This is a genomic window from Pseudoalteromonas sp. NZS11 (assembly GCF_015864765.1).
Lineage (GTDB): Bacteria > Pseudomonadota > Gammaproteobacteria > Enterobacterales > Alteromonadaceae > Pseudoalteromonas > Pseudoalteromonas arctica.
On sequence record NZ_JADYWP010000009.1, the window covers coordinates 34,481 to 47,530 of the forward strand.

The window sequence follows — 13,050 nt, forward strand, 5'->3', positions numbered from 1 at the left end:
CACTGTTTCGTATTCATGACACTTACCCTCCAATTGAGTCTAATTAATTAGTCTAAAAATCTCTTCAAAACATGAAAAATGTCTCTAAAAACTATACCCTTCGGCGCAGTTATTATTTAAATAATGGATGAGCACACACACATGACAACATCTCAAGATGCAACGCTTTCAAATGCATCACCAAACACACACACAAATTCAAGCAAAAATTCAAATACAAAAACTAAATGGAACCTGCACGATACGCAGTGGACATTAAGTTTATTTGGTACCGCCGTTGGTGCGGGTATTTTATTTTTACCTATTAACATTGGTATTGGCGGTTTTTGGCCGTTAATTATTATGGCGTGTTTAGCGTTCCCAATGACCTTTTTTGCGCACCGTGGATTAGCGCGCTTTGTACTTTCATCAAAAAATAAAGATGCCGATTTTACCGACGTAGTTGAAGAGCACTTTGGTGTGACTGCGGGGCGGTTAATTTCCTTGTTGTACTTTTTATCTATATTCCCAATTTTGCTTATTTACGGTGTAGGTTTAACCAATACCGTTGATAGTTTTATGGTTAATCAAATGGGGATGGAATCACCTTCTCGCGTGCTACTTTCGGGCGTATTAGTTGCAGGCATGATTAGCTTAATGATGGGCGGCGAGCGCTTAATGCTACGTGCCTTTGCTATTTTAGTGTATCCGCTTGTGGGCATATTGTTCTTTTTATCACTTTATTTAATCCCTAGCTGGCAGATGCCAGATATGACGGTGCCTGAAATAGGCAGCTTTGGTAAAACGTTGTGGTTATCGATTCCTATTATTGTGTTTTCGTTTAGCCACGCAGCGGCTATCTCAAGCTTTGTAAATGTGCAACGCGGTCATTACGGCGAACAAGCTACACGTAAGTCTGAGGCGATTTTAAAGCGCACTAGCTTGCTACTTATTACCTTTGTACTGTTATTTGTGTTCTCTTGCGTGCTGTCGCTTACAGGCGAGCAAATGGCAGCAGCTAAAGCGGCTAACGTATCGGTTTTATCCTACCTTGCTAATATTACTGATAACTCGTTTATTGCCACACTTGGGCCACTTGTTGCCTTTATTGCTATTACATCGTCGTTTTTGGGTCATTTTTTAGGTGCACGCGAAAGCTTTACAGGTTTAGTAACTAAACAAACAGGCTTAAGCTCTGGCGTTACCGATAAAATTGGTGTGTTAATCATGTTTTTAGCTATTTGGTTTTGTGCTGTTAAAAACCCAAGTATTTTAGACATGATGGATCAGTTATCGGGCCCTATCATTGCGATGATTTTATTCATTATGCCAATGATTGCAGTTTATAAAGTACCTGCACTTAATAAATACCGAAATCGCTTTAGCACGCTATTTATATTAGCGGTTGGCTCGCTTGCTGTATTTGCACTTTTATACAGCATGCTTAAGTAATAAAACGGTTTATACAAAAGCCCGGCTACTTTTTAGCTGGGCTTTTTTTGTGTGCTGTTTATCTCAAATTGTTTTTTTATAGTCGCTCTTCAGGCATGTTATAAATTAACTAGCCTAAAAATAAAACAATTATGCACTTTACTAAACAACTCCTACTTTACGTAAGCTTGCTAACTACGCTTGTTTTAAGCCTCTTTGTTAGAGGCGATGACGCTCCCACTATTTTATCGATGAAAGAGCGCGCAGCGTTTATAGATAAAATAACTGAGCTTAGAATCAATAGCTTAATGCCCTCGTTAATGAAGCAGCACAACACTGATATGTGGCTTCTTATAAGCCGCGAATACAATGAAGATCCAATATTAAAAACAATGCTGCCTGCAACATGGCTTTCAGCCAGACGCACCACTATTTTGCTATTTGCACTTAATAAACAAGGTGGTGTTGATGCTTACGCTATTGCGCCTTATAAAATAGGTAACGTATTTAAAAAAGGGTGGGATAAGCAAACACAACCAAGCCAGTGGGCAGCACTCAATACACTTATTGAGCAATACAAACCTCGCAACATTGCGCTTAATACTTCTACCGACTGGGCACATGCCGATGGCCTTGTGCTAGGCGATTACAAAACCTTAATGGCCAACTTGCCCGCCGCTTATCACAATAAAATAATTTCTGCAGAGCCGCTTGCTGTTGCGTGGTTAGAGCAACGCATTCCTGAAGAAGTTAAAATGTATAAACATATTGTGGCTATTACCCATCATATTATTGCAGAGGGGTTTTCGGGTAAAACAATTACGGTTGGTGAAACAACTAGCGATGACTTGGTATGGTGGTTTAGAGAGCGTGTAAAAGAGCTAAAACTACAAACATGGTTTCACCCAAGTATTGCTATTCAGCGCGCCGATGCGAAGTCGTTCGATCATGAAGAAAGCTTTACCAATGGCTACGATGATAACGTTATACAAGCCGGTGACTTGCTTCATGTAGATTTTGGGATTACTTATTTACGCTTAAATACCGACACGCAGCAGCATGCGTATGTGCTCAAAGAAAACGAAATAAGTGCGCCTAGTTACTTAGTTGAAGCACTAAAAAGCGGTAATAAATTACAAGACATATTTACCAATCAATTTGCGGTAGGTAAAACCGGTAATGAGGTTTTAGCTGCAGCACGAAAAGCCGCCATTGATCAGGGATTAAAACCCACTATTTATACTCATCCTCTTGGCTATCATGGTCATGCTGCAGGTACTACATTAGGTATGTGGGATTCTCAGCAAGGTGTACCGGGAGATGGTGACTATCCGCTACATTTAAATACGGCTTACTCAATTGAGCTTAACAATGCGGTGTTTATAAAACAGTGGAATAAAGAAATAAGAATAATGCTAGAGGAAGATGCTATTTTTGATAAAAGCGGTGTCTGGTATTTAAATGGCCGACAAACACAGCTATTGCTTGTAAAATAAAGTATAAAAAAATGGCGCTCACTGAGCGCCATTTTTAATTTAATTCGTTGCTATTATTCTGTATCTGGCAGGTTACGGCCATAGAATATTTCTTGCATTTCACGGGTCAGCTTTGAGCGAATTTCGTCTTCTTCGCCCTCTGATAAATCTGCCGTAGAAAGGCCGAACAAATACGTGTTTAGATCGGTTTCTTTTAACATCATTTTGGTATGGAACAGGTTTTCTTGATACACATTCACGTCCATCATTTGGTACGCTTCTTTTGTATCTTCTGTCATGAAGTTTTGAATCGAGCTAATAGCATGATCAATGTAGTGCTTAACACCGTTTATGTCGCGGGTAAAACCACGAACGCGGTAGTCAATTGTTACTACGTCTGATTCAAGGCTATGAATTAAGAAGTTTAACGCTTTAAGTGGCGAAATAATGCCACAAGTAGACACTTCAATATCAGCACGGAATGTACAAATACCATCATCAGGGTGAGCTTCTGGGTATGTGTGTACACAAATGTGGCTTTTATCTAGGTGCGCAACAACTGAATCAGGTAATGGGCCTGGTGCTTCGTCAGCATCGTAATTTTGCTGCTCTTCTACTGGTTCTTCTGAAACCAAAATAGTTACACTTGCGCCTTGCGGTTCATAATCTTGGCGCGCTACATTTAAAATGTTAGCACCAATAATATCAACAACTTCACCTAAAATGTCGGTTAGTCTATCTGCACTGTACTGCTCATCGATATATTCAATATATTCTTTACGTTGTTGCTCGGTCTTTGCGTAACAAATATCATAAATACTAAAGCTTAAACTTTTGGTTAAATTGTTAAAGCCATGAAGTTTAAGTTTATCGAAGGGTTTGTTCATAATAAACCAACCTATAAATTAGTGGGTTCTGCACCTGCAGAATGAAAAGTTCGCGGATTTTATACGAATTTCCCTCGTGGAAAAAGCGTTATTTTGCTTGATCTTGCACAACTTCGTGGCTATGCGTAATTTCTACTGTTTTATCAAGCATTAATGCAACTGAGCAATACTTTTCAGCAGAGAGTGAAACGGCGCGTGCAAGGTGCTTTTCAGACACATTATTGCCTTTAACAACAAAGTGTAAGTTGATTTTGGTAAACACACGTGGGGCTGTTTCGGCGCGCTCTGCACTTAGTTGTACTTGTACATCTGAAAAATCTTGTTTGGCTTTTTTTAAAATACTAACCACATCAACTGATGAACAACAGCCAACTGACATTAAAACCATTTCCATTGGGCTTGGTGCTGCACTATCGCTGCCGCCATCAAACACAACATTGTGGTTAGAATTAGAACGACCAATAAACGTATCGCCTTCAACCCATTTTACATTTGCTTGCATTGTTATATCTCAAAAAAATATTTTCTTGATTGTAAGCAAGTTAGCCGTAGTTGCAAATGAAAATGCAACGCAGGGCTATAAAATGGCTAAGATTGTTGTGTTAAAGCGCTATCAAAGAGGTTTTTTACTAAACCTGCAAATTCATCTATAAAGGCATGCTGTTCAACCGTGACAGGCTGTGAGGTGATGCTGCTGAGGACTTCTTCTAAATCGTAAACTATGCCATCAACTTCGCGTACAATTTGACTACGCTGCTCTGTGTTGAGGTTTGTGTGCTGCTCGCAAATGAGCATCACATTTTGTGCAATAACGTCTTCGATTAATTCCATTACTGTTGGGGCACCTGGTTTTATTTCGCCTGGCTTCTCAAACAATGCTAAATTTTGAGTTAGATACATGATCAAATCATCGTACCCTTGCCTATCTAAAACCATTTTTGTACCACCTTTGTATAATTAATTATTTTTGATTTAAGCAGAAAGCGCTGTTGATTGCTAGCTTTGCGCGTTAGCAATACAAAAAAAGCAGCCGAAGCTGCTTTTATAATAATTAAGTAGTATTACTACTTAATCTATTTTTAAGCCTGGGCTTAGTGTTGCTGGCATAACTACTTTTTCAAGCTCTACCGAAGCAACTGGGTATGCACAGTAATCAGCTGCGTAATACGCACTTGCTCTGTGGTTGCCCGATGCGCCAATACCACCAAACGGTGCTGCGCTTGATGCGCCAGTAATTGGGCGATTCCAGTTAACAATACCTGCACGAATACGACGTAAGAAATGGTCGTAATCTGCTGCACTGTCACTTAATAAACCAGCCGATAAACCAAAGGTTGTATCGTTTGCTTTATCAATTGCTTGGTCAAAGTCGTCAAAGCGGAATACTTTTAAAAGTGGTCCAAAATGCTCTTCATCTGGGAAGTCACTAATATTTGTACACTCAATAATACCTGGTGTTACAAAGCCAGTATTAGCTGTGTGCTCAAGTTCTACTAATACTTCACCACCAAGTTCAACAAGCTCGTTTTGCGCTTTAACCATACCCGCAGCTGCAGCTGATGAGATCATAGAGCCCATAAATGGCTGGTCTGCATCGTCATAATTACCTACTTTAATCGCTTTAGTTGCTGTGATTAAACGCTCCAGTATCACATCGCCTTTGCTACCAGTTGGTAAAAATAGTTTACGTGCACACGTACAACGCTGGCCACTTGAGATAAACGCTGATTGAATAATATCGTGAACAACCGCTTTAGTATCTTCAACGTCAGTAATAATAAGTGGGTTATTACCACCCATTTCTAGCGCTAAAATTTTGCCAGGTTGACCCGCAAACTGTTCATGTAAAATATGACCAGTACGCGAAGAACCCGTAAAGAACAAGCCATCAATACCTTTGTGAGCAGCAAGGGCTTTACCCGTTTCTACTTCACCTTGTACAAGGTTAATGACACCTGCTGGTAAACCTGCTTTTTCCCACAGTTTAAGCGTAAGCTCAGCTACTTTAGGAGTAAGTTCAGACGGTTTAAACACAACCGTGTTACCTGCTAAAAGCGCTGGCACAATGTGGCCATTAGGTAAGTGACCCGGAAAGTTATACGGACCAAATACGGCTACAACACCATGTGGCTTATGACGAATCATCGCACGGCCAAGTGGCATTGCGTTTTCTACGTCGCCAGTGCGCTCTAAAAATGCTTTTTCAGAAATGGCAATTTTACCAACCATAGCACCCGCTTCTGTGCGAGTTTCCCACAGTGGCTTACCTGTTTCTTGTGCAATAGTAATAGCGAGCTCTTCGCTGTTTTCTTTTAATTGCGCTGCAAATGCTTTAATTATTTCTAAACGCTCAGTAAAGCTTTTATCAGCCCATGCATAAAACGCTTCGCGCGCTGCATTTACTGCGGTGTCTACTTGCGCCGCAGTTGCCGATGAAGCCTGCCAAATAACGTCGTTATTTGCAGGGTTTACTGAATTAAATTCTGTGCCTTGGCCTTGTGACCATTGACCATTTATAAATTGTGCAGGATGAGTCATATACTTTCTCCTAAATTAAATCGTGGTTGCACTAACAATATCGCCAGTTTGCAAATGCAGTGCATCTGCTATTTCTTGCGATAAAATAAGGCTTTTTGCGCGCTCGTCAAATGTCATTGGTGCAACGGTTGCTCTAAAATCTTCAAGCTTTTCGTTAGCTAGTAACACCATGGTGTCGCCAGTCATTTCGCCAATTTCAACGTTAAAGTGATTTGCATTACGAATAGTCGCAATGTTATCTACTTTTGCTTCAACCGTTGGGCCGCCGTCAAAAATATCTACGTAGCCATTAAACGTAAAGCCTTCGCTTTTTAATAACTCGATTGCTGGGCGAGTGTTGTCGTGTACTTTACCTATTACGGCTTGCGCATCTTTACTTAGCAAGTTTACGTAAATTGGGTATTTAGGCATTAGTTCAGCAATGAAAACCTTTTGGCCAATACCTGTTAGGTAATCGGCTGTTGGAAAATCCATTGAGAAAAAGTGCTCTTCAAGCCACTGCCAAAAAGGGCTACTGCCGTTTTCGTCAGACACACCGCGCATTTCTGCGATTACTGTTTGCGCAAAACGCTCTTGATGCTGTTTTATAAACATAAAGCGCGCTTTTGAAAGTAGCTTACCGTTACAATTTTTACGATAACCATCTTTTAAAAACAATGTGCAAAGCTCTGTAGCACCTGTGTAGTCGTTACATAGCGTTAGAATATCAACCGCTTTGTATACGTCTAATGTGCGCGAAGAGTGAATCACTTTACTTAAGTGATAATGATAAAATGCATCATCAAGCCCTACCGCAGCTTCAATTGCAGATGTTCCTACAACGTCACCGGTTTCGCTATCTTCAAGAACAAACAGGTAGCCTTCGTCACCAGGTTGTGACGTTTGTTTAGCAAAAGAGCTTACTGAATGGTCGATCTTTTTTTGCAATAGTTCTTCGTTTAATGGCAAAGACGTAAAACCATGCCCTGATTCGTGGGCAATTTTCAGTAATGCTGAATAATCATTTTGCTGGATTGGGCGAAGGATCATCATGAGTCCGCTTGCTCCCTTATAAATAACGGTAAATAGGAATTGCAGGGCAAGCAGTGCTTGCCCTTAATTGGTTGGCTTAAGTCGCTTATGCGTTTACTACGCTTGCTACTGCTTTTTCAAAGCGTGCCATACCTTCGCGAATGTCCGCTTCAGGAATTACTAAAGATGGAGTGAAACGTATTACGTCTGCACCCGCAACTAATGACATAAGGCCTTGCTCAGTCCCTGCCACTAAAAACTCTTTTGCACGACCTTTATATTGCTCGTTCACTACCGCGCCAATTAATAAACCTTGGCCACGGATTTCGCTAAATACGTTGTATTTTTCGTTAACCGCAGTAAGTAGTTCATTAAATAATGCTGCTTTAGCTTTTACGCCAGCAAGTACTTCTGGGGTATTTACTGTATCAAATGCAGCTTCTGCAACAGCACACGCAAGCGGGTTGCCGCCATAAGTAGAACCATGTGTACCTACTTTAAGATGCTGTGCAATTTCAGTTGTTGTGATCATAGCGCCAATAGGGAAACCGCCGCCAAGTGCTTTAGCTGAAGTTAAAATATCAGGTACTATGTTTAAGCCTTGGTATGCGTATAAATAGCCAGTACGGCCAACACCTGTTTGAACTTCATCAAAAATAAGCAGTGCGTTATGTTTAGTACATAAATCGCGAACGCCTTGAGCAAACTCGTCAGTTGGTGAAACAATACCGCCTTCACCTTGAAGAGGTTCCATCATTACGGCACATGTTTTGTCGCTGATAAGCGCTTCAAAAGCAGCTAGGTCGTTATAATCACAATGTACAATGTCGCCAGGCTTAGGACCAAAACCATCTGAATATGCAGCTTGGCCACCCACAGTTACGGTAAAGAATGTACGACCGTGGAAACCTTTGTTGAACGCGATGATTTGTGATTTTTCTGCGCCAAACTTATCAAGTGCAAAACGACGCGCTAATTTAAGCGCTGCTTCGTTTGCTTCTGCGCCAGAGTTGGCAAAGTAAACTTTTTCAGCAAATGTAGCATCAACCATTTTTTTAGCTAGGCGAAGTGCCGGCTCATTGGTCATTACATTTGATAGATGCCAGATTTTTTCGCCTTGCTCTTTTAATGCGCCTACTAATGCAGGGTGGCAATGGCCAAGACAGTTAACTGCAATACCACCAGCAAAGTCGATAAACTCTCGACCTTGTTGATCCCATACGCGAGAACCTTCGCCTCGAACAGGAATTACGCTTGAAGGTGCGTAGTTAGGAACCATTACGTGATCAAATAATTCGCGATTGACTGTCATTTTATTTCCTCTTAATTGTGAGCAACACAAAACATCAAAATAGGTGTTTGGTTAATATTTGTAACCAACTTTATAGGCAAGATCAGTAACCTGATAATTGCGCAAAATTGCTTTGTGGTTCAATTTTCAGACGCACATTATTTCAGAATTACTTATATCTGTCTCGTTAAAAACTTTCATGTATCCCTTGAGAATAAAGGGCTAAAGATATTATTTCATAGATAGTGAATAACTATTTGCATAGCTATTTATGCTTATTTTTAAACAACTAACCGCATGAGCACCAAGGCGCGCATGCTTTAATCGGCAAATATGCAATATAACAATAGAGTGAGAATGAATGGTTAGTCGCAAAAAAATTAACAAAAAATTCAGATTTTTAGTCAATTTGAATAGCTAAATTGGTAAAATTACTCGATTGGAGGGTTTTTAGTTCCGTTTTAGTGAACTTAAAGTACGAAAACCAGCTTAGAGTTTCATCAGGCTCAATAAGTTGATGCTCTTTTAAATTAAGATATTGAGAGTAGCAACGTGCCTTTAGCATTACTTCTGTTAATGGCAGTAATGTATCGCCTTTATCTACCCCATTTACTAGCTGCTGCATTACACCTTTAAACGGTAAATATTTAAAAGCCATTTTGTCTATTACTTTGGCGCTTACTTCTATCGACTTATTGCTAAGTAGAGTGGTTAAAAATAGCGGGTCGGGCTGTAGCTCTAATAATGCGGTGTGCAAATCTTTTTGGTTTTCATTTCGGGCTAACTGCACTTTGCGTTGCCATACTTTCTCAAACGTTTTTAAGTACAAGCGCACTAATGCAATTCGTCCTACATCTAAAAGCATTCCAAGGGTAAATGCATGTACGTCATTCACATTATTAATTTGTGCAATTTTTTGCGCTGCAATCGCGTTTGCCATCGCGCTGTCGCGTAGCCGGCGTTTTAATAATGAAAATGGTTCGGTGCTATGTGGCATCCAATGACGCGCAGCAAATGTAGGAATAACTAGCTGTAAGTTATCAAGGCCAATATAACGAAGGGCAAGCGATGGCTTATCTACTTTTACAGACGTATTTTTACTACGTTGATTACGATAGTAAGGTAAATTAACAAGCGTTACTAACTCTCTACCCAACCAGCTTATATCATTAACAAGTGGCTCTAAACGCCCTACCGACGCTGACTTTACAGCTAATATGTCGAGTATATTGGCAATGCCATCTTCAATACCTATAGTGCTGTGAATTACACCATCTATATCTTCAAGCTGCTTATATATAGCTGTTTCAATAGTTTTGTGCAGTTGCTCACTCGCTTGAGCGCGGTACTTATGATGTGCAGTACTGCTTTGCTGGCGTTTATTCTGTGCGGCCACTTCAACCTGAAGCAAAGTGCGTTGCTTCATGGGTTCGCCGTAATCTATATCTAATGTATGAATGAAACCAATTTGCTGATGCGCAAAGCTGTGCCCAAGCAATAAGTCATGAGCCCGTTGGCTTAGTATTTTGGCAGTACGCTGTTGCGCTACAAGTTCAGTCATGACATCCATTAATAAAGTATTAAATGCTCTGTGTATTATAACATTAGAAGCGAGTTAAAAAGTTATCAAGCAGTTCTAAGCCTTGATCAGTTAGAATAGCTTCGGGGTGAAACTGCACACCTTCAATTGCTAGTTCTTTATGAAGTAACCCCATAATTTCGTCAAACTCGCCTTGCTCAGTCTGAGTCCATGCGGTTACTTCAAGTTCTTTAGGTAGAGTTTGCTCTTTAACCACTAAAGAATGATAACGACATACTGTTAACGGGTTAGCTAAGCCTTTAAACACCCCTTTATTAGTGTGAACTATGGGTGATGTTTTACCGTGCATTACTTTTTTAGCACGTATTACATCTCCCCCTAAAGCTTGCGCGATAGTTTGATGCCCCAAGCAAATCCCTAAAATAGGATATTGCCCTTTTAGTTGCTCAACAACATTTAACGAAATACCCGCTTCGTTAGGCGTGCATGGCCCCGGCGATAACACGATGTGTTTCGGGTTCAACTGCTTTATTTGTGCAATGCTTAGCTCGTCATTACGTTTCACTAAAACGTCTTGATCTAAACGCTGAAAATATTGCACTAAGTTGTAAGTAAACGAGTCGTAGTTGTCGATCATTAACAGCATTACACAACAAACCTTATAAATTATTGACCACTTACTTCACACAAGTGGTACTAAGCGCTGCATTCTACCACTATTAATTAGTCAACATAAATTAGCAAAAAGCGTTAAAAATTAACTCTTTTTGCTAAAAGCTCTTTAAAGTCTCTAGTGGGTACTGGTTTACTTAACCCGAACTCTGCTTAAGAGATTTATTAACGTATTAAATCATGATGATATTTAAATTTATTTTCTCTAGCCAGAGATACCTTGCAGCTTGAGCAATAATATCGAGCTATAAGCTTTTCGCGAGTAGTTAACACTCCTATTTAGGCTGTATACCCCAACAATAAATTATTGACCCCTAAAGTACGTGCGTTTATTGATCGCTCTGTTAAATACTTTGGTGAAATGCCTTACTGAGCAAAATAAACAGATTGTTTGCTCTACATCAAATTAGCGGCTCAATGGTTGAATTATATCTATGTAAGCCCCAGTGTATTATATGAAAGGCAGTAATTCACTTATACAACTCACTTACTTGTGAGCTCATTTATATCCTATTAAGGAGCGAATATGTTAGGCGAAGACCACTCATTAACTAATGACTTTCCAGAGTACTTAAGGACAATTGCCGAGTTAAATGAAAGCGATACTGAATTTGCAAAAAAAGCAGATAAGTACGACAAGCTAGATAAAGAAATTAGAGTGTTAGAGCTCAAAGATGCGCCCATAAGCGATGAGCAAATGCATCAGCTAAAACATGAACGTACAGAATTAAAAGATTGGCTATACGAGCGCTTGCAGCAAGAGCAGTAATCCAGCTAAAAAAAGAGCTCACTGACAAGTGAGCTCTTTAGATCAACCATAAGGATTTTTTCTAAAACTTTACAAAGCCACCCACAGATTTCATAAATACAGTACTTGGGTTAATAACATCTTTGCGTTTCTAGCAAGTGCTATCGGTAGCACCGGTAAGTAAAACTGTTTTATTTATGTTGCTCTCTCCTAACTTTGTTCTCGCTATATTAGCAGCCCCCCTACCGCTGAAATTAGGTCAATAATCGAAACAGTTTATCTAATCAATTGATAAAGCTAAGCCTTTGTTAGTTAAAATAAAAGCATGCTATTTAGAGGCAGGCGAGTGTTTAATCTGAATGTTTTTTATGCTTTTATTTGAATTATCCAACAATCATAACTATTGTTTTTAAACCACCTTAATAGTAGTATTTATCATATAAATACACTTTTCGAGAATAAACATGAAAGTTTTAGTCACTGGCGGCATGGGTTACATAGGTAGCCACACATGTATTGCATTGCATGAAGCAGGTATTACACCTGTTATTTATGATAACTTGTCTAATGCTAGTTCGCGGGTACTTGACCAACTCGAAAAGATTACTGGCACTCGGTTTGAGTTTATATTGGGTGACATTCAAGACGAGCAACAATTTAAACTCGCCCTAAAACATACTAAAGCCGAAGCTGTTTTTCACTTTGCGGCTTTAAAAGCCGTTGGCGAATCAACTGAGCAACCACTGCGTTATTATCAAAATAATGTGTCGGGCACATTAAGCATGCTACAAAACATGCAAGAGGCAGGCGTTAACCATATTATATTTAGCTCATCGGCTACAGTATACGGTGAGCCAGACTACCTCCCTATTGACGAAAAGCATCCTATACGCGCAACTAATCCTTATGGTTGGACTAAAGTCATGGTTGAACAAGCCATGCAAGACGTATGTAATGCCAACAGTCAATTTATGGGTATTGCGCTTCGTTACTTTAACCCAGTAGGTGCACACCCAAGTGGTTTATTAGGTGAAAGCCCTAATGGTATTCCTAATAACTTAATGCCTTTTATTGCTCAAACTGCAGTAGGTAAACGTGACGTGGTCAATATTTTTGGTGACGACTACGACACCGAAGATGGCACAGGCGTGCGCGACTATATTCATGTTTTAGATTTAGCTAAAGGTCATGTTGCGGCATTTATGCAGCATAAAACAGATACCGCCTTTCATGCTTACAACTTAGGCACAGGGCAAGGTTATTCTGTGCTTGATATGATCAACGCATTTAGCGCATCAGCCAATAAAGATATTCCGTATAAGATTGCGCCGCGCCGAGCAGGTGATATTGCCTGTAACTACGCCGATGCCACAAAAGCGCAAAACACACTTAACTGGCACGCAGAACTAACACTTAGCGACATGACAAACGACACATGGCGCTGGCAAACTAATTACCCAAGTGGGTTGGAGAGTTAA

Annotated in this window: 12 protein-coding genes; 4 read left to right on the top strand and 8 right to left on the bottom strand. The window is 40.0% G+C overall.

The features are described 5' to 3' along the window. The first annotated feature begins 141 nt into the window (after positions 1-141). Both I6E82_RS16180 and I6E82_RS16185 read left to right on the top strand, forming a co-directional pair. The gene (locus I6E82_RS16180; protein WP_197118288.1) at positions 142-1,431 is read left to right on the top strand and encodes an aromatic amino acid transport family protein; all 1,290 of its coding nucleotides are present in this window, start codon (positions 142-144) and stop codon (positions 1,429-1,431) included. Positions 1,432-1,562: 131 nt separating this feature from the next. Then, positions 1,563-2,906: a M24 family metallopeptidase gene (locus I6E82_RS16185; RefSeq protein ID WP_197102942.1), complete on the top strand. Its 1,344-nt coding sequence runs from the start codon at positions 1,563-1,565 to the stop codon at positions 2,904-2,906. A gap of 53 nt (positions 2,907-2,959) precedes the next feature. Here I6E82_RS16185 and speD read toward each other — a convergent pair whose 3' ends face one another. From speD to I6E82_RS16225, 8 genes are all read right to left on the bottom strand, one after another. After that, positions 2,960-3,772, bottom strand: a complete 813-nt coding sequence (speD, locus tag I6E82_RS16190; protein ID WP_007376266.1) for an adenosylmethionine decarboxylase — start codon at positions 3,770-3,772, stop codon at positions 2,960-2,962. An 88-nt stretch (positions 3,773-3,860) separates the two neighbouring features. Next, positions 3,861-4,274 carry an OsmC family protein gene (locus I6E82_RS16195; protein WP_002958863.1) on the bottom strand — a complete coding sequence of 138 codons (414 nt, stop codon included), beginning with the start codon at positions 4,272-4,274 and terminating at the stop codon, positions 3,861-3,863. 86 nt (positions 4,275-4,360) lie between these two features. After that, entirely contained in the window at positions 4,361-4,708 is a 348-nt protein-coding gene (locus tag I6E82_RS16200) for a DUF3802 family protein (protein WP_007580087.1), read from the bottom strand. Positions 4,709-4,840: 132 nt separating this feature from the next. Then, positions 4,841-6,310: a succinylglutamate-semialdehyde dehydrogenase gene (astD, locus tag I6E82_RS16205; protein WP_197118289.1), complete on the bottom strand. Its 1,470-nt coding sequence runs from the start codon at positions 6,308-6,310 to the stop codon at positions 4,841-4,843. Positions 6,311-6,325: 15 nt separating this feature from the next. After that, on the bottom strand, positions 6,326-7,342 hold the full coding sequence (astA, locus tag I6E82_RS16210) for an arginine N-succinyltransferase (protein WP_007580083.1): 1,017 nt from the start codon (positions 7,340-7,342) through the stop codon (positions 6,326-6,328). An 85-nt stretch (positions 7,343-7,427) separates the two neighbouring features. Next, complete coding sequence (locus I6E82_RS16215; RefSeq protein WP_197118290.1) at positions 7,428-8,633, bottom strand: aspartate aminotransferase family protein; 1,206 nt, start codon at positions 8,631-8,633, stop codon at positions 7,428-7,430. Between the two features lie 379 nt (positions 8,634-9,012). Then, entirely contained in the window at positions 9,013-10,173 is a 1,161-nt protein-coding gene (locus tag I6E82_RS16220; protein WP_024593401.1) for an HDOD domain-containing protein, read from the bottom strand. A 43-nt stretch (positions 10,174-10,216) separates the two neighbouring features. Next, positions 10,217-10,798: an anthranilate synthase component II gene (locus I6E82_RS16225; protein WP_024593402.1), complete on the bottom strand. Its 582-nt coding sequence runs from the start codon at positions 10,796-10,798 to the stop codon at positions 10,217-10,219. 552 nt (positions 10,799-11,350) lie between these two features. Between I6E82_RS16225 and I6E82_RS16230 the strand changes: the two genes are divergently transcribed. Both I6E82_RS16230 and galE read left to right on the top strand, forming a co-directional pair. Further along, positions 11,351-11,593, top strand: coding sequence for a YdcH family protein (locus I6E82_RS16230; protein ID WP_024600067.1), 243 nt, complete (start codon positions 11,351-11,353; stop codon positions 11,591-11,593). A gap of 443 nt (positions 11,594-12,036) precedes the next feature. Continuing rightward, on the top strand, positions 12,037-13,050 hold the full coding sequence (galE, locus tag I6E82_RS16235; protein ID WP_024589574.1) for a UDP-glucose 4-epimerase GalE: 1,014 nt from the start codon (positions 12,037-12,039) through the stop codon (positions 13,048-13,050).

Coding starts and splice junctions, on each gene's coding strand:
- I6E82_RS16180 (WP_197118288.1), top strand. CDS start 142: ATGACAACATCTCAAGATGCAACGCTTTCAAATGCATCACCAAACACA.
- I6E82_RS16185 (WP_197102942.1), top strand. CDS start 1,563: ATGCACTTTACTAAACAACTCCTACTTTACGTAAGCTTGCTAACTACG.
- speD (WP_007376266.1), bottom strand. CDS start 3,772: ATGAACAAACCCTTCGATAAACTTAAACTTCATGGCTTTAACAATTTA.
- I6E82_RS16195 (WP_002958863.1), bottom strand. CDS start 4,274: ATGCAAGCAAATGTAAAATGGGTTGAAGGCGATACGTTTATTGGTCGT.
- I6E82_RS16200 (WP_007580087.1), bottom strand. CDS start 4,708: ATGGTTTTAGATAGGCAAGGGTACGATGATTTGATCATGTATCTAACT.
- astD (WP_197118289.1), bottom strand. CDS start 6,310: ATGACTCATCCTGCACAATTTATAAATGGTCAATGGTCACAAGGCCAA.
- astA (WP_007580083.1), bottom strand. CDS start 7,342: ATGATGATCCTTCGCCCAATCCAGCAAAATGATTATTCAGCATTACTG.
- I6E82_RS16215 (WP_197118290.1), bottom strand. CDS start 8,633: ATGACAGTCAATCGCGAATTATTTGATCACGTAATGGTTCCTAACTAC.
- I6E82_RS16220 (WP_024593401.1), bottom strand. CDS start 10,173: ATGACTGAACTTGTAGCGCAACAGCGTACTGCCAAAATACTAAGCCAA.
- I6E82_RS16225 (WP_024593402.1), bottom strand. CDS start 10,798: ATGCTGTTAATGATCGACAACTACGACTCGTTTACTTACAACTTAGTG.
- I6E82_RS16230 (WP_024600067.1), top strand. CDS start 11,351: ATGTTAGGCGAAGACCACTCATTAACTAATGACTTTCCAGAGTACTTA.
- galE (WP_024589574.1), top strand. CDS start 12,037: ATGAAAGTTTTAGTCACTGGCGGCATGGGTTACATAGGTAGCCACACA.